13 protein-coding genes and 1 riboswitch are annotated in these 16079 nt (G+C 73.8%); of the genes, 8 read left to right on the plus strand and 5 right to left on the minus strand.

Annotated features, from left to right (window positions below; all coding sequences use genetic code 11):
- Window positions 1–38: 38 nt before the first annotated feature.
- Entirely contained in the window at window positions 39–659 is a 621-nt protein-coding gene (locus PAI11_RS04495) for a TetR/AcrR family transcriptional regulator (RefSeq protein ID WP_040598348.1), read from the minus strand.
- A 106-nt stretch (window positions 660–765) separates the two neighbouring features.
- On the opposite strand from PAI11_RS04495, the gene PAI11_RS04500 reads away from it, so the two are divergent.
- Window positions 766–2181, plus strand: coding sequence for a cytochrome P450 (locus tag PAI11_RS04500; protein ID WP_007571297.1), 1416 nt, complete (start codon window positions 766–768; stop codon window positions 2179–2181).
- Here the strand turns inward: PAI11_RS04500 and PAI11_RS23885 are convergent.
- On the minus strand, window positions 2178–3182 hold the full coding sequence (locus tag PAI11_RS23885; RefSeq protein WP_138974097.1) for an HAD family acid phosphatase: 1005 nt from the start codon (window positions 3180–3182) through the stop codon (window positions 2178–2180). The genes PAI11_RS04500 and PAI11_RS23885 overlap by 4 nt on opposite strands.
- Window positions 3183–3323: 141 nt before the next feature.
- Window positions 3324–3433: riboswitch (TPP riboswitch) on the plus strand.
- Between PAI11_RS23885 and thiC the strand changes: the two genes are divergently transcribed.
- Window positions 3422–4804: a phosphomethylpyrimidine synthase ThiC gene (thiC, locus tag PAI11_RS04510; protein ID WP_081488256.1), complete on the plus strand. Its 1383-nt coding sequence runs from the start codon at window positions 3422–3424 to the stop codon at window positions 4802–4804. Its footprint overlaps the riboswitch before it by 12 nt.
- Window positions 4805–5393: 589 nt before the next feature.
- Here thiC and PAI11_RS04515 read toward each other — a convergent pair.
- Window positions 5394–5600: a hypothetical protein gene (locus tag PAI11_RS04515; RefSeq protein WP_138974098.1), complete on the minus strand. Its 207-nt coding sequence runs from the start codon at window positions 5598–5600 to the stop codon at window positions 5394–5396.
- A gap of 252 nt (window positions 5601–5852) precedes the next feature.
- On the opposite strand from PAI11_RS04515, the gene PAI11_RS04520 reads away from it, so the two are divergent.
- The 3 genes from PAI11_RS04520 (at window position 5853) to PAI11_RS04530 (ending at window position 9729) form a co-directional block, all read left to right on the plus strand.
- Complete coding sequence (locus PAI11_RS04520) at window positions 5853–6794, plus strand: branched-chain amino acid transaminase (RefSeq protein WP_007571304.1); 942 nt, start codon at window positions 5853–5855, stop codon at window positions 6792–6794.
- Window positions 6795–6955: 161 nt separating this feature from the next.
- Window positions 6956–8581 (plus strand): citramalate synthase, encoded by a 1626-nt coding sequence (gene cimA, locus PAI11_RS04525; protein ID WP_007571305.1) that lies wholly within the window; start codon window positions 6956–6958, stop codon window positions 8579–8581.
- Window positions 8578–9729: a DegT/DnrJ/EryC1/StrS family aminotransferase gene (locus PAI11_RS04530; RefSeq protein ID WP_007571307.1), complete on the plus strand. Its 1152-nt coding sequence runs from the start codon at window positions 8578–8580 to the stop codon at window positions 9727–9729. Before cimA ends, PAI11_RS04530 begins: the two co-directional genes overlap by 4 nt.
- A gap of 18 nt (window positions 9730–9747) precedes the next feature.
- On the opposite strand, the gene PAI11_RS04535 is transcribed toward PAI11_RS04530, so the two are convergent.
- Window positions 9748–10488 (minus strand): SDR family oxidoreductase, encoded by a 741-nt coding sequence (locus PAI11_RS04535; RefSeq protein WP_040598352.1) that lies wholly within the window; start codon window positions 10486–10488, stop codon window positions 9748–9750.
- A 115-nt stretch (window positions 10489–10603) separates the two neighbouring features.
- Here PAI11_RS04535 and PAI11_RS23890 point away from each other — a divergent pair, with 115 nt between their 5' ends.
- From PAI11_RS23890 to PAI11_RS04550, 3 genes are all read left to right on the plus strand, one after another.
- Window positions 10604–11524, plus strand: coding sequence for a LysR substrate-binding domain-containing protein (locus PAI11_RS23890; RefSeq protein WP_007571309.1), 921 nt, complete (start codon window positions 10604–10606; stop codon window positions 11522–11524).
- A 57-nt stretch (window positions 11525–11581) separates the two neighbouring features.
- A complete protein-coding gene (gene argH / locus PAI11_RS04545) occupies window positions 11582–12943 on the plus strand; it encodes an argininosuccinate lyase (protein WP_007571310.1) in 1362 nt (453 codons plus the stop codon).
- Between the two features lie 80 nt (window positions 12944–13023).
- A complete protein-coding gene (locus PAI11_RS04550) occupies window positions 13024–13623 on the plus strand; it encodes a DNA-3-methyladenine glycosylase (protein WP_040598379.1) in 600 nt (199 codons plus the stop codon).
- A gap of 13 nt (window positions 13624–13636) precedes the next feature.
- Here PAI11_RS04550 and PAI11_RS23895 read toward each other — a convergent pair.
- On the minus strand, window positions 13637–16079 hold a 2443-nt coding region (locus PAI11_RS23895; protein WP_050897102.1), incomplete at its 5' end, for a transglycosylase domain-containing protein.

Genomic DNA, 16079 nt, shown 5'->3' on the forward strand with positions numbered 1-16079 from the left:
GGTCCGGCCGCCGGCGCGACGCCGGCGGCCGGTCGCGGTCACCCGCGGGGCTCCGGGTCGGCCTCCGGCGGGACGATCGACCGATCGAGCCGGGAGGCGGCGCCGATCGCGCCGACGAGGGCCTCGGCGAGGACCTCGACCAGCGACTCGATCTCCGGCTCGCCGCGGACGATCCAGTCGCCCGCCGCGGCCTCGACCGCGGCCACCCAGGAGCGGATCGCGGCCAGGGCCAGCGGCGAGTCCGCGGCGCCCGGGATCGCGGCCGCGACCCGCTGCGCGAACGCCTCGCGGGTGCGCGCCACGATCGCCGCGATCTCGGGGTCGGTGGCCGCCGCCCGACGGAACGCGACGTGGGCGGCCGGCGCCTTGCGGACGCTGCCGAAGTACTCGCGCAGCCCCTGGCGCAGCTGCTCGTCCTCCGGGCGGGAGCGGTCGGTCCGCTGGGCCGCCAGTCGGCCCGAGGCGGCGCGGATCGTCTCGACGTAGAGCTCGCGCTTGCCGCCGAAGTAGTGGTAGAGCAGTGCCCGCGAGATCCCGCAGGCGCTCGCGATCTGGTCCATCGACAGCTGCTCGAAGGGCTGCTCGGCGAACAGCCCCATCGCCGCCTCGAGCACCTGCTCGCGGCGCTGCTCGACCGGCAGGCGGGTACGGATCGCCATCGCGCGCCAGTCTAGGTCCGGGAACTGTGCGGCATGTCACGGATGACGCTCATCGCTCTATTCTACGTTGCGTCCAATAGCGGGCGGACGGGAAGCGGGCGGAGCGATGGCGATCAGCAGCATCGAAGCGGCGGGAGCGACCACGGCGGCGGCCTCGCCCGCGGGCGCGCTGGACGCGATCGAGGCGTCGCGGCTGCCGCTGCCGCCGCTGGTCGATCTGCCGCGCCGGCTGCAGGTGCTGCGGATGAGCGTCCGCCAGGGCGCCTTCGTGCGCGCCGCCCAGCGTCGCCACGGGGACGTCTTCGGCGTCGACATCGCGACCGGCGGCGACCCGCCGCTGACCGTCGTCAACCACCCCGACCACGTCAAGTCGCTGTTCACCGCCGACCCGCGCCTGGCGCCGTCGCTGACTCGCGAGTCGGCGCTGCGGCCGATCGTCGGCGACCGCGCGGTCCTGACGGCGATCGGCCCGCGCCACATGCGCCAGCGCAAGCTGCTGCTGCCGCCGTTCCACGGCGAGGCGATCGCCCGCTACCAGCAGCAGATCCAGGCCGCCGCCGAGCGCGAGATCGCCGAGTGGCCGGTCGGCCGGCCGTTCGCCCTCGCCCCGGCCGCCCAGGCGATCACGCTCGACGTGATCCTGGCCGGGATCTTCGGGATCGAGGGACGGCCGGCCCCGGGGACCCACGAGCACCGCCTGCGGCGGATCGTGCGGGGGATCCTGGCCGCGTCGGTCGGCCCCGGCGCGAAGCTCGCGGAGCTGCTCAACCGCGGTCGCGACGAGGCGGTCGGCCCGCAGCGGCTGGCGATGCGGATGCTCGACCGGGCGATCTACCCCGTGATCGCCGAGCGCCGGGCGACCCACGAGCCCGGGGCCCGCCACGACGTGCTCTCGCTGCTGCTCGACGCCGAGACCGAGGACGGCGAGCGCCTGACCGACCTCGAGTTGCGCAACGAGCTGCTGACCCTGGTGCTCGCCGGCCACGAGACGACCGCCAGCACGCTGGCGTGGACCTTCGAGCGGCTGCTGCGGACGCCCGACGCCTACGCGCGGCTGTGCGACGTGGCGCGGTCGGGCGAGGACGACGACGGGTACCTGGACGCGGTGATCCACGAGTCGATGCGGATCCGACCGGTGATCCCGACGATCGCGCGCGAGGTGACCGTGCCGTGGCGCTTCGGCGACCACGCGGTGCCGGCCGGGTCGTGGGTCCTGATCAGCATCCTGCTGCTGCACCAGCGCCCGGACGTCTACCCGGACCCGCGCGCCTTCCGGCCGGAGCGGTTCGTGGGCGTCAAGCCGGGCACCTACACCTGGATCCCGTTCGGGGGCGGCATCCGCCGCTGCCTGGGCAGCGCGCTGGCGATGGCCGAGCTGCGGATCGTGCTGCGCGAGATCGTGCGCCGGACCGAGATGACGGCGCCGGACCCGGCGGCCGAGCCGGGGCGCTACCGCAACGTGACGATGATCCCGGCGCGGGGCGGGCGGCTGGTGGTGACCGCCCGCCGGGCCGCCGCCTAGCCCGTGTAGAACGGGTTCGGCAGCTTGAACGTCCGCTCGGAGTGGCCGCCGACGATGTCGCTCGTCTGGTCGCCGACGTTGGCGACGATCCGGTACCCGCGGGCCTCGATCGCCGCTCGCTCGGCGGTCTTGTAGGTCGCCGAGCTGGCGAACGGGTTCTCCTTGAACGAGAGCCCGTCCCAGCGGTCGTAGCCGACGGCCCGCAGGTTGCGGACGGTCGTCTCGCGGAGGCCGGGGACGATCACCGGGCGGGCGGTGATCAGGAAGATCGCCATGCCGCGCTTGCGGGCCTCGAAGTAGGCGTCCGAGACGCCGGGCATCTTCGTGCCGGTGCCGCTCAGCGCGCCGGGGAACTGGCCGACCGAGCCGCTCTCGGGGTCCGATCCCGGCACCCCGATGTAGTTCGACAGCAGCGTCTCGTCGATGTCGAAGACGACGGCCAGCGGGCCGAGGCCGCGGCAGGCCGACGCGGTCGGACGGGCGATCGACGGCGGAACGGCCGCGGCGGCCGCGGCCTGGGCCGTGCGGGCGGCGGAGCGGGCCTTGCGGCGAAGCGCCGTCGCCTTCCGCGCGGCCTGGCGGATCGCGGTCCTGGTCGCGCCCTTGCGCTTGGCGATCCGGCGGGCGGCGGTGCGGGCGCTGTTGGCCCTGCGCGCCGCGCGCTTGGCGGCGGCGGCGGTCCGAGCGGCGGTCGCGAGCTGCTCGGCGGTCGGCTCGCGGACGGTCGCGGTGCCGGGCTTGCCGTCCGCGCCGATCGCCAGCCCGTAGGCCTTGCAGGCGGCCGTCAGCTGGATCGCCTGGTCGCTGCGCTTGCGGATCCAGGCGGTCGCCGGCGCGGCCGCGGCGACGACGTCCCTGGCGTACTGGCCGCTCTGCAGGTACTGGGTCTTCGACGCCGGGGCGGTCTCGCGGGCGCTGGCCGAGGCGGCCGGCGCGGCCGCCGGGGCGGCCAGGGCGATCGCGGCCGCGACGGCCACGGGCAGGGTTCGCAGTCCTCGCATGACGGGCATCCTGACTGATCCAGGTGGACAACAGGTTGCACATCTGTCACCCAGGGCCGGGAACGGCGCGGCGCAACGAACGGGCAACGTCGCGGCAGCGCTGCGCCGGGGCGACCGCCGCAGCGGATAGGGTCCGGGAACCACACACATCCGGGGAGTCCCAGGCAGGGGGCTGAGATTGCGCTGACGCCGCGCTGACCCGACGACCTGATCCGGTTCATACCGGCGGAGGGAGCATCATGGAACGGCACGTCTTCCCGGACGACGGAACCCCGCGCACGCAGCTGCGCGCGGCTCGCGAGGGAGCGATCACGCCGGAGGTGGCACGGGTCGCCGAGCGCGAGGCGCTGGATCCCGAGGCGGTGCGCGACGAGGTCGCGCGCGGTCGGATGGTGATCCCGGCCAACCTCCACCACGCGGCCCTCGACCCGATGGCGATCGGGCTCAAGGCGCGGGTCAAGATCAACGCCAACATCGGGTCCAGCCCGACGACGTCGTCGCTCGACGAGGAGGTCGAGAAGCTCGCCCTCTCGCAGCGCTGGGGCGCCGACACGGTGATGGACCTGTCGACCGGCAAGCGGATCCGCGAGACCCGCGAGGCGATCATCGACGTCGCCACGGTCCCGATCGGCACCGTCCCGATCTACGAGGCGCTCGAGCGAGTCAAGAAGCCCGAGGACCTGACGGCCGAGATCCTGCTCGACGTGATCGGCGAGCAGGCCGAGCAGGGCGTCGACTACATGACGATCCACGCCGGCGTGCTGCTGAGCCACCTGGCGCTCTGCCAGCACCGGACGACCGGGATCGTGTCGCGCGGGGGCGGGCTGCTGGCCCGCTGGATGGTCCACCACGAGCAGGAGAACCCGCTCTACGAGCGCTTCGACGACGTGCTGGCGATCTGCGCCCGCCACGACGTCACGATCTCGCTCGGCGACGGCCTGCGGCCGGGGTCGATCGCCGACGCCTCCGACGCGGCCCAGTTCGCCGAGCTCGACACCCTCGGCGAGCTCGTCGGTCGCTGCTGGGACGCGGGCGTCCAGTGCATGGTCGAGGGCCCGGGCCACGTGCCGCTGCACCAGCTGCAGGAGAACGTCGAGCGGCAGCAGCGAGTCTGCCGCGAGGCGCCGTTCTACACGCTCGGGCCGCTGGTGACCGACATCGCACCCGGCTACGACCACATCACGAGCGCGATCGGGGCCGCCGTCGTCGGCTGGCACGGCACCTCGATGCTCTGCTACGTCACCCCCAAGGAGCACCTCGGCCTGCCCGACGCCGAGGACGTCAAGCAGGGCCTGATCGCCTACCGGATCGCGGCCCACGCGGCCGACCTGGCGCGCGGGGGAGCGCACGGCGCGCGGGCGGCGCGCTGGGACCGCGAGCTGTCGCGAGCGCGCTTCGACTTCGACTGGAACCGCCAGTTCGAACTGGCGGTCGATCCGGACACGGCGCGCGGCATGCACGACGAGACGCTCGCCGACGACTACTTCAAGACCGCCGAGTTCTGCTCGATGTGCGGCCCGAAGTACTGCCCGATGCACAACTTCCGCGACGTCGACTGGGACCGCCTGAAGACCCTCAGCGTCCAGCGCGCGCGCGAGGTGGCGGGGGCGCCCGGGGACTAGCCGGCGGCGTTGAGGCGCCGGGTGCCCGTGGCCGGCGCGGGGGTCGGCGCGCGCCCCTGGCGTGGGTGGTGTGGCGTCGATTCACCCCCTCATGGCACAGGTGGCGTCATTTGCCGTCGGTATGCGACCGAAAATGGCGCCACCTCGGCGTGCCGCTCGGAAATGACGCCACCTCGCTGCCGCAGACGCGCCTCGGGACCCGCCCGCGTCGCGTGCGCGCTCGCCTTCTGCGGTCCGGCGGTTCGCCCAGCCCCGGCCGCCCGCCGTGGCCGCGCGGCCGGCCCAGCCGGGACACGCGCCCCTCGACGTGACGCTCGCCAGCCCCGCGCTTCGCTGAACCGCACCCGGTCGCCCATCGACCAGCGCAAGGCGGCCGGCCCGAACGACCTGAGGCCCCCGCCGAGCCAACCCCGCACCACCAGCCCACCGCCACGGCCACTGGCCACCGCCACGGCCCCTGGCCACCGCCACTGGCGACCGGCCTCCGGCCACCCCCCCCAACGACGAACGGCCCCGCCGTCCCGGCCGAGAGGGTCGGGCGACGGGGCCGTCGTGGCGACGACCGCGGGCCGGGGCCCGCGCCAGGGGGTCAGTCGTCGGTGCGGGAGCCGCCGAGCCAGGCGGGGGCGCTGGCGACGCGGCAGTGCTCGACGCCCTCGGCGTCGATCGGGTCCGGCGCGTGACCGGCGTCGAGGAACGCGTCCTCGAGCGCGCCGGCGCGCAGGGCGAGCATCGCGCGGATCCGCTCGTCGCGGTCCTTCATCGACATGACGGGGTGCAGGGAGCGGTTGGGCATGGTCCTCCGACGCGCCGGGGACGGGGGTGCCGACCGCTGGGAGGCCGGTTCCCGACGCCTGCATCGACGGTACGCCCGGTCGGCGGAGGCGACCACCCCCGGGACGCGCTCGGCCCACCGGTCGGGGGGTGGCCGGGCGGGCGCGGTGGCGCCAGGTCCGCCGCCGTCCGGCGCCGCGAGGGCGTACAGTCCGAGGACCCGCTTTCGCTGGGGCGGGACCAACGAGCACGATCAGCGACGAGGAGCGACGCGGTGCCGCAGGCGGACGTCATCTGGAAGAACGGCGAGCTCGTCCCCTGGGACGAGGCCAAGGTGCACGTGCTGACGCACGCCCTGCACTACGGCACCGGCGTCTTCGAGGGCGTCCGCTGCTACGACACCGAGATCGGCCCGGCGATCTTCCGCCACCCCGAGCACGTCGACCGGCTGTACAAGTCGGCCGAGCTGTTCTACATGCCGATCCCGTTCACGCCCGAGCAGATTCGCCAGGCGACGCTCGAGACGGTCGCGGCCAACGGCCTGCGCTCGTGCTACATCCGGCCGATCGTCTTCCGCGGCGAGGGCCCGATGGGCCTCAGCCCGCTCGACTCCCCGGTCGACGTCGCGATCGCCTGCTGGGAGTGGGGCGCCTACCTGGGCGACGACGGCAAGGCCAACGGCGTGCGCGCCAAGGTCTCCTCGTGGCGGCGGCTCTCGCCCGCGGGCCTGATCCCGCACGCGAAGGCGACCGGCCAGTACCTGAACTCGGTGCTCGCCAAGATCGAGGTCACGAAGGCCGGCTACGACGAGGCGATCCTGCTCGACGAGGCCGGCGTGGTCTGCGAGGGCTCGGGCGAGAACATCTTCGTGGTCCGCGAGGGCCGGATCTTCACGCCGCCCCAGACCGCCTCGATCCTCGACGGGATCAACCGCCGCTCGGTGATGGAGATCGCCCGCGACCTCGGCTACGAGCTGGTCGAGCGCGACATCGCCCGCGCCGAGCTGTACCTGGCCGACGAGGTCTTCGTGACCGGCACCGCGGCCGAGCTGACGCCGGTCCGCGAGATCGACGACCACGCGATCGGCGGCGGCGAGCCGGGACCGATCACGCGCGAGGTCCAGCGGGTCTTCGAGGACGCGCTGCACGGCCGCGACGAGCGCTACCGCCGCTGGCTGGACCCGGTCCCCGTCCGCGAGCAGGTTCGACCCTCGTGAGCGACAGGACCGACATCGGGCGCCGGGCGATCCGGCGAATTCCCTAGGGCACCGGGCCGGCACGGCCTGGTCGCCCGTGCCTGACCGATTCGCGGACCGCGCGCAGCAGCGCGCGGATCCGCACCGTCCGATGTCCGTCCGAACCCCCAAGACCACCACCCATGACCACCTCCGTACCCTCTCGGCCCTTCGAGCTCTACGACGCCACGCTCCGCGACGGCATGCAGGGCGAGGGCATGTCGCTCTCCGCCGAGGAGAAGCTGCGCGTCGCCAGGAAGCTCGACGAGCTCGGCGTCCACCTGATCGAGGCTGGCTTCCCGGCCTCGAACCCCAAGGAGCAGGAGCTGTTCGCCCTGCTCGCCCAGGAGACCTGGGAGTCGAGCCGGATCGCCGCCTTCGGCATGACCCGCCGGCGCGACGTGCGCGCCGACCAGGACCCGGCGCTGCGGATCCTCGCCGACTGCTTCTGCGACGTCACGACGATCGTCGGCAAGACCTGGGGCCTGCACCTGGAGAAGGTCGTCCGCGTCGACCCGGCCGAGAACCTGCGCCTGATCGCCGACTCGGTCGCGTTCCTGGTCGGCGAGGGCAAGCGCGTGATCTACGACGCCGAGCACTTCTTCGACGCCTGGCGCGACGACCGCGAGTACGCCCACCGCTGCCTACGGGCCGCCGTCGAGGCGGGCGCCGACACGATCACGCTCTGCGACACCAACGGCTCGTCGCTGCCGATGCAGGTCCACGAGGCGGTGCGGGCGGTCGTCGACGAGCTGGGCGAGCACGTCCGGGTCGGCATCCACGCCCACGACGACGCCGGCTGCGGGGTGGCCAACTCGCTGCTCGCGGTCCAGGCCGGCGCGACCCACGTCCAGGGCACGACCAACGGGATCGGCGAGCGGACCGGCAACGCCAACCTGACGACGATCACCGCCGACCTCGAGCTGAAGATGGGCATCCGCTCGCTGCCCGAGGGCCGGCTGGCGAAGCTGACCGAGACGGCCCACTTCGTCGACGAGCTGCTCAACCGCCCGCCGCGGACCACCCAGCCCTACGTCGGCCGCAACGCGTTCGCCCACAAGGGCGGCCTGCACGTCGCCGGGATCCGGGCGGACGCGTCGACCTTCGAGCACGTCGACCCGGCGACCGTCGGCAACGCCCGCGACGTGCTCGTCTCCGAGCTGGCCGGCAAGGGCACCGTGATCGAGAAGGCGGCCGAGGCCGGGCTCTCGGTCGACGACGCGCAGGCGGTCCGGATCATCGACCGGGTCAAGGAGCTGGAGCACCGCGGCTACCAGTTCGAGGCCGCCGACGGCAGCTTCGAGCTGCTGCTGCGACGGGAGACCGGCACCTACGACCCGCTCTTCACGCTCGAGAGCTGGCGCGTGATCGTCGAGCAGCGAGCGGGCGGCCAGGTCGAGACCGAGGCCACGATCAAGATCTGGATCGGCGACGAGCGGTTCGTCCGCACCGCCGAGGGCAACGGTCCGGTCCACGCGCTCGATCGCGCGCTGCGGAGCGCGATCGGCCAGGTCCACCCGCACCTCTCCGACATCGAGCTGGTCAACTTCAAGGTCCGGATCCTCGACGAGACGAAGGGCACCGGCGCGGTCACGCGGGTCCTGATCGACGCCAGCGACGGCAACCGGACCTGGGGCTCGATCGGGGTCGGCGAGAACCTGATCGGCGCCTCGTGGGACGCCCTGGTCGAGTCGCTGGCCTGGGCCGAGCAGCCGGGACGACGCGGCCCGCAGCTGGCGGCGGCGCCGGCGGAGGTCGAGTCGGCATGAGCGGCGAGGCCGGCGAGCGGGACCGGATCCCGCTCGCCCAGCCGGTGATCGGCGAGGCCGAGGAGCAGGCCGTGCTCGAGGTGCTGCGCTCCGGCCAGCTCTCGCTCGGCCCGAAGCTGCTCGCGTTCGAGCGGCGGTTCGCCGAGCGGCTCGGCGTCGACCACGCGTCGGCGGTCTCGTCGGGCACCGCCGGCCTGCACCTGGCGCTGCGGGCGGTCGGGGTCGGTCCGGGCGACGAGGTGATCAGCTCGCCGTTCTCGTTCATCGCCTCCAGCAACACGATCCTGATGCAGGACGCGACGCCGGTCTTCGTCGACGTCGAGCCCGACACGCTGACGATCCCGGCCGACGCCGTGGCGGCGGCGGTCACCGAGCGGACCGCCGCGCTGCTGCCGGTCCACATCTTCGGCCAGCCGGCCGACGTCGCCGGGATCGAGCCGCTCGGGCTGCCGATCGTCGAGGACGCGGCTGAGGCGCTGGGCGCGGTCCACGCCGACGGGACGCCGGTCGGCGGGCGCGGCCACCCGGCGATCTTCGCCTTCTACGCCAACAAGCAGCTGACGACGGGGGAGGGCGGCCTGGTCGCGACCGCCGACCCGGCGATCAAGGCGACGATCGACAGCGAGCGCAACCAGGGCCGGGCGCCCGACATGCAGTGGCTCGACCACGATCGGCTGGGCTTCAACTACCGGCTGAGCGACATCCAGTGCGCGCTCGGGTTGGCCCAGCTCGATCGCCTGGACGGCATGCTGGCCGACCGCGCCCGGGTTGCGGCCTGGTACGCCGAGGCGCTCGCCGACCTCGTCGCCCGCACGGGCCTGGAGCTGCTGGCGCCGGACGCCGGCGGCGAGCGGCGGTCGTGGTTCGTCTACGTGGTCCGGGTCCCGCGCGGCGTCGACCGCGACGCCACGATCACGGCCCTGGCGGAGCGAGGGATCCAGACCCGCCCGTACCTGCCGGCGATCCACCTGTTCTCGTTCTACCGCGAGCGGTTCGGCTTCCGCGAGGGCCAGTTCCCGGTCACCGAGGACGCCGCCGCCCGCGGCCTGTCGCTGCCGTTCTTCCCCGCGATGACCCAGGATCAGGTCGCGCGGGTGGTGGCCGAGCTGACCGCGGTGCTGACCGGCGACGGCGCGCCCGCCGCGTAGGGGCGCTCGCCGGGCCGCCTAGACCAGCCCGCCGGTCGCCGCGATCGACTCGGCCGTGATCCAGCCGCCGTCGGGGCCGACCAGGAAGGCGATCACCGCCGCGATCTCCTGGGGCTGCGCGATCCGCCGCAGCGGCGTCGTGGCGAGGAAGTCGTCGAGCGACTCGCGCACGCCGTCGGAGAGCCCGTCGGTGTCCGTCAGCCCGGGTAGCACCGAGTTGACGGTGATCCCGCGCGGCCCCAGCTCGTGGGCGAGCGAGGCGCCGAGCGTGTCGATCCCCGCCTTCAGCCCGGCGTAGAGCCCGACGTCGGGAAACGCGCGTCGGACGTAGCCGGTCGAGACGTTGACGATCCGGCCGCCGTCGCGCAGCCGGGTCGCCGCCTGGCGCATCGTCTCGAGGCTGCCGCGGAAGCTGAGGGCGATCGCGTGCTCGATCTGCTCGTCGGTCAGGCCGGCGACCGGACCGTGGGAGTCGATGTTGGCCGAGGCGTTGTTGACCACGACGTCGACGCCGCCGAACCGCTGCTCGGCGACGTCGAACAGCTCCACCACGTCGGCTTGGACGCCGATGTCGCCCTGGACGGCGATCGCCTGTCCGCCGCGGGCCTCGATCGCGGTCACGACCTCGGCGGCCGCCGCACCGCTGCGATGCCAGTTGACGACGACGGCGGCCCCGTCGGCGGCCAGCCGCTCGGCGGTCGCGCGTCCGATGCCGCGCGAGGCGGCGGTGACGATGGCGGTCTTGCCCTGCAAGGTCATGGGTGCTCCGGGTCGGGGTCCGGCCGTCGCGATCGGCGGCGGCGCCCTTCGACGCTACGTGCGACGATCGATCACGTCCAATCGCTTCACGATGGCCACTCGATAACGTTGTGTGATGGATGTCTCCACTCGAGCCCTGCGGACCTTCGCGATCCTCGCCGAGGAGCTGCACTTCGGCCGGGCGGCCGAGCGGCTCGGCGTCGCCCAGCCGGCGGTCAGCCAGCAGCTGCAGCGGCTGGAGTCGGCGATCGGGGTCCGGCTGGTCGACCGCTCGGGCCGTCGGGTCGTCCTGACCGACGCCGGCGAGGCGTTCCTGCCCGAGGCGATTCGGGCCGTCGAGAGCGCCGGTCGGGCGAGCGACGCGGCCCGCAGCGCCTGGCGGGGCGAGCTCGGGATCCTGCGGATCGGGCTGACGGCCGGAACTCCGAGCGAGGGGATGGTCTCGCTGCTGCGCGAGCATGCGGCGCGCTGGCCGGACGTCACCGTCCAGATCCGCGAGCGGCCGCAGACCCAGGTGCTGGCCGGGATCGCCGACGGGACGCTTGACGTCGGCGTCGTCGCGGGCAGCGTCGCCCCGCACACCGACCCGTCGATCCTCTTCACCGTCGTCTGCCGCGAGCGGGTCGCCGTGGCGCTCCACGCCGAGCACCCCCTGGCAGGCCGGCGGTCGCTGTCGACGTGCGAGCTGACCGGGGAGTCGTTCAGCCTGATCGCCCGCGACGCGATGGTCGGGCAGGTCCTGCGCGTCGAGGGGATCTGCGCCCGGGCCGGCTTCGACCCGACCGCCTACGCCGAGGTCCACGACGTCGCCACGCAGCTGGCGATGGTCGGCACCGGCCGCTGCATCGCCGTCGTCGCCGACGGCGCCCGTCGCCACGCGCCGGACGACGTCGTGCTGGTCCCGCTCGAGGACGCGACGCCGGTGTCGACCTTCCTCGCCTACCGCGACCGTAGCCTCTCGCGGGCCCTGCGGACGTTCCTGACGCTGGCGCCGGAGGTCCACGTGGACGCGGCGGCCAGTGCGCTGCCGGCCTGACGCCCGGCCTGGCGGGCGACGCTCACCCGTGGCCGAAACCTAGACTGGCGGCTACCTATGTCGCGATTCGCTGAGCCGCAGGATCCTGTCTTCCGGGAGATGAACACGTCGCTCGGGTTCGACCGCCGACTGTGGCGCCAGGACATCCGCGGCTCGCGGGCCCACGCCCGGATGCTGGCCGCCCGCGGCATCATCGGCGAGGACGACCTGGCCGCGATCCTGCGCGGGTTCGAGCAGATCGAGGGCGAGCTGGAGCGCGGCGAGTTCCCGTTCGAGCCCGACGACGAGGACATCCACATGGCGGTCGAGCGCCGCCTGACCGCCCTCGTCGGCGATCCGGGCGCCCGCCTGCACACCGCCCGCTCGCGCAACGACCAGGTCGCGACCGACGTCGCGCTGTGGGTCGGCGAGGCGACCGAGCGGGCGGTGACCGCGATCGAGACCCTGATGGGCGCGCTGATCGACGTCGCCCAGGCGCACCGCGACTGGCCGATGCCGGCCTACACCCACCTCCAGCGGGCGCAGCCGGTCTACCTGGCCCACCACCTGCTGGCCTACGTCTGGATGCTCGAGCGCGACCGCGCCCGGTTCCGCTTCGCCGGCGAGCAGGCGCTGCGCCGGATGCCGCTCGGCGCCGGCGCCCTGGCCGGGGTCAACTTCGACACCGACCGGACGATGACCGCGGCCGAGCTCGGCTTCGGCGAGCCGGCCCCGAACTCGATCGACGCCGTCTCCAACCGCGACTTCGTCCTCGACTACCTGAGCGCCGCGGCGACCTGCGCGACGCACCTCTCGCGGCTGGGCCAGGAGATCGTCCAGTGGGCGAGCGAGGAGTTCGGCTTCCTGACGCTGCCGGACGCCTGGTCGTCGGGCAGCTCGCTGATGCCGCAGAAGAAGAACCCGGACTGCGCCGAGCTGCTGCGGGCCAAGGCTCCGCGGATCGTCGGCCACCTGCAGGCGCTGCACGGCGTGATCCACGCCCTGCCGCTGACCTACAACAAGGACCTGCAGGAGGACAAGGAGCACCTGTTCGACGCGGCCGACACGATCGAGCAGGCGCTGGCGGCGGCGGCGGGGATGATCTCGGGCGCGACCTTCCGCGCCGATCGGATGGCCGCCGCGGCCGCCGACGAGTTGCTGGCCGCGACCGACCTGGCGGACGCGCTCGTGCAGCGCGGCGTCCCGTTCCGCCAGTGCCACGCGATCGTCGGCGGCCTCGTCCGCGAGGCGGTCGAGTCGGGTCGCACGCTGTCGCAGCTCTCCGACGAGGAGCTGACCGCCCGCAGCGAGCACCTGGGCCCGTGGATCCGCGAGCTGCTCGAGCCGCTGTCGCTGCTGGAGCGCAAGCAGAGCCAGGGCGGCACGGCGTCGGCCCGCGTCACCGAGCAGCTGACCCTGGCGCGAGCGCTGCTCGCCTGACGGTGACCGGCCGGCGGGCAGCGGGCGCCGACGCGCGGGCGGCCGCGAGCGACGAGCCCGACTGGTCGCCGCCGCCGGCCTTGCCGCGGCGGTTCTACGACCGGCCCGTGGTCGAGGTCGCGCGCGAGCTGCTCGGATGCGTCCTGGTCCAGGGCGCGACCGCCGGCCGGATCGTCGAGACCGAGGCATACCACGACAGCGAGCCCGCCTGCCACGGCTACGGCACCCCGCCGCGGCCGACCGATCGCACGCGGGTCCTGTTCGGACCGCCGGGCCACGCCTACGTCTACCGCTCCTACGGCATCCACGCGATGGTCAACGCGGTCTGCGAGCCGGAGGGCACGGCGGCGGCGGTCCTGATCCGCGCGGTCGAGCCGCTCGCGGGGGTCGGGCTGATGCGCGAGCGCCGGCCCGGCCGCTCGGAGCGCGAGCTGGTCGCCGGTCCGGGGCGACTGACGGTCGCCCTCGGCATCACGCTCGAGATGGACGGCAGCGACCTGGCGACCGGCGCGGTCCGGATCCTCGAGCCGCCGCCCGCGGCCCGGCCGGTCGAGCTGGTCGACGGACCGCGGATCGGGATCACCAAGGCGGTCGAGCTGCCGTGGCGGTTCGCCGACGCGTCGAGCGTCGACGTCTCGCGACCGTGGCCGCCCGCGATGCGGTCCGCCGCGCGGCGCTGACCCGGGGCCCGCCTCAGCCGAGTGGCACGGCGCCGCCGGTGCCACCACCGCCGGCCCCGCCGCCACCGCCACCGCCACCGCCGCCCGAGCCGGACCCCGATCCCGACCCCGACCCGGTCCCGTTGGCGCCGCCGGCCGGTGGCGTGTTCGCGGGCGGCGTGGTCTGCGGCGTGGTCGACGCGCCGCCGCCACCCGTCCCGCCGCCGCCACCGCCGCCGTCGGTGGCGGTCGTGCCGGTGCCGTCGGTGGTGCTGGTCCCCGAGCCGGTCGCGTCCGTCCCGGTGCCGCTGCCGCCGTCGCTGCCCTGCACCTGGGTGCCGTCGCCGACCGGCACGTCGCTGCCGCTCGGCTCGCGCTGGTTCTTGGGGGCGCGGGCGGTCAGGATCGACTCGGCCGCGCCGACGAACGTGCCCCAGATCGCGGCGGGGTAGGTGCCGCCCTCGACCGGCTCGCCGTTGTACTCGGTCTGCATCGGCTTGCCGGAGTTCGGGTAGCCGACCCAGACGGCGACCGTCAGCCGCTTGCTGAAGCCGACGAACCAGGCGTCGACGTTGTTCGACGTGGTGCCGGTCTTGCCGGCCGCGAAGCCGCCGTAGGCCGCCCGCTTGCCGGTGCCGATCGTGACGACGGACTGCATGATCGCCGTCGTCGTGTCGGCGACCTGCGGCGAGAGCACGCGGATCTTGCGCGGATGGTTGCGGACGACCTTGTTGCCGTTGACGACCTCGGTGATCCCGACCGGGCCGCCGTGGGGCGCGCCGAGCGAGCCGTTGACGCGAACGCCGCGGGTCGCGAACGTCTCGTAGGCGTGGGCCATGTCGAGCACGGTCACGTTGCGCTTCGGCGCGCCGAGCGTCAGCGCGGCGTTGCTGGAGACCGGCGTGCGGATGCCCATCTGGCGGATCAGCTTGGCGATCTTCTTGGTGCCGACCTTGAGCCCGACCTCGGAGTAGACCGTGTTGTCGGAGAAGGTCAGCGCACGGGCCAGGGTCGTCGTGCCGGAGTAGGCGTTGTGGTCGTTGGTGACGCGGAAGAGCTCGCGGTTGCCGGCCGAGTCGCGGACGCGGAAGACCTTCTTGCCCGACGTCCAGGTCGAGTCGGGGGAGATGCCCGCGCGCAGCGCCTGGGCGAGGGTGAAGGGCTTGAACGCCGACCCGGGCTGGCGCTTGCCCTGGGTGGCGAGGTTGAACGGCGCCGCCCGGTAGTTGCGTCCGCCGACCATCGCCCGGACCTCGCCGGTTGGGTTGTCGATCGCGACCAGCGACGCCTGCGGCCCGTCCGGCGAGGACAGGTAGGTGTTGATCGCGGTCTGCGCGGCCTGCTGCAGCGGCTGGTCGAGCGTCGTCGTGACCTTCAGCCCGCCCTCGTAGGTCTTCTGGACGCCGTAGCGCTCGACCAGCTGGGCGCTGACCCAGGAGGCGAAGTAGGGGTTCTTGGAGTCCAGCGAGGGCGGCTCGATCTGGTCCTTCGGCGGCAGCGGCTCGTTGTGGGCCGTCTCGTACTCGGCGCGATCGAGCATCCGTTGCTGGAGCATCTTCAGCAGCACGGTGTTGCGGCGGCGCAGCGCGGCCCCGGGGTCGACGTTCGGGTCGAAGCGCGAGGGCGAGGCGATGATCGCCGTCAGCAGCGCGGCCTCGGCCGGGCGCAGCTCCTTGGCGCAGGGCCGGTTCGGGGTCCGTCCGCAGCCGACGTGGTCGAGGCTCTTGCCGAAGTACGTGCGGGCCGCCGACTCGACGCCGTAGGCGCCGTTGCCGAAGTAGACCCGGTTGAGGTACATCGTGAGGATCTTGCTCTTCGTCCACTTGCGGGTCATGTGGTACGCGAGCGCCGCCTCGCGGAGCTTCTGGAAGACGGTCCGCTTGTTCTCCGCCTCGAGCGCCATCTTCACCAGCTGCTGGGTGATCGTCGACGCGCCCTGGACGGCCCCGCCGCTGATGACGTCCTGGACGGCGGCGCGGGCGATGCCGCGGATGTCGACGCCGCTGTTCTCGAGGAACCGCTGGTCCTCCATCGCGATGACCGCGTCCTTCATCGTCGGCGCGATCTGGTCGGCGGTCACGACGTAGCGCGCGTTCGAGCCGGCGAGGACACCGATCTGCTTGCCGCTGCGGTCCAGCAGGATCGAGTTGCGGGCCGAGCGGAACTCCTTGGCGGTGTCCAGGTCGGGCAGGTCGCCGGCGACGGCCATCATCATCCCGAAGACCGTCGAGACGATCGCCAGCGCCGCGATCGGGACCAGCAAGCCGAGCAGCCGCAGCCAGCGGAAGCGCAGCTTCGGACGCGGGGGCCTGCCGCCGCCCCCGTCGCCCAGCCCCTGATCGACCGGGGGCAGGTCGTGGCCCGCGGGCGGACCGCCGCCGACGGCCTCGGGGGTCGCGAGCGCGCCGCCGGCCTGCGGGCCGGCCTGCTCGGCGGTGCCGGAGGCGAAGCGTGCCGTCGGCGCCGGATCGCCCGGG

Source organism: Patulibacter medicamentivorans, assembly GCF_000240225.1.
GTDB lineage: Bacteria > Actinomycetota > Thermoleophilia > Solirubrobacterales > Solirubrobacteraceae > Patulibacter > Patulibacter medicamentivorans.

What these genes read in the sequence shown, in the direction of transcription:
- PAI11_RS04495 (WP_040598348.1), bottom strand. Translation starts at nt 659, where the DNA reads ATGGCGATCCGTACCCGCCTGCCGGTCGAGCAGCGCCGCGAGCAGGTG.
- PAI11_RS04530 (WP_007571307.1), top strand. Translation starts at nt 8,578, where the DNA reads ATGAGCGGCGAGGCCGGCGAGCGGGACCGGATCCCGCTCGCCCAGCCG.
- cimA (WP_007571305.1), top strand. Translation starts at nt 6,956, where the DNA reads ATGACCACCTCCGTACCCTCTCGGCCCTTCGAGCTCTACGACGCCACG.
- PAI11_RS04515 (WP_138974098.1), bottom strand. Translation starts at nt 5,600, where the DNA reads ATGCCCAACCGCTCCCTGCACCCCGTCATGTCGATGAAGGACCGCGAC.
- thiC (WP_081488256.1), top strand. Translation starts at nt 3,422, where the DNA reads ATGGAACGGCACGTCTTCCCGGACGACGGAACCCCGCGCACGCAGCTG.
- PAI11_RS23890 (WP_007571309.1), top strand. Translation starts at nt 10,604, where the DNA reads ATGGATGTCTCCACTCGAGCCCTGCGGACCTTCGCGATCCTCGCCGAG.
- PAI11_RS04535 (WP_040598352.1), bottom strand. Translation starts at nt 10,488, where the DNA reads ATGACCTTGCAGGGCAAGACCGCCATCGTCACCGCCGCCTCGCGCGGC.
- PAI11_RS23885 (WP_138974097.1), bottom strand. Translation starts at nt 3,182, where the DNA reads ATGCGAGGACTGCGAACCCTGCCCGTGGCCGTCGCGGCCGCGATCGCC.
- argH (WP_007571310.1), top strand. Translation starts at nt 11,582, where the DNA reads ATGTCGCGATTCGCTGAGCCGCAGGATCCTGTCTTCCGGGAGATGAAC.
- PAI11_RS04500 (WP_007571297.1), top strand. Translation starts at nt 766, where the DNA reads ATGGCGATCAGCAGCATCGAAGCGGCGGGAGCGACCACGGCGGCGGCC.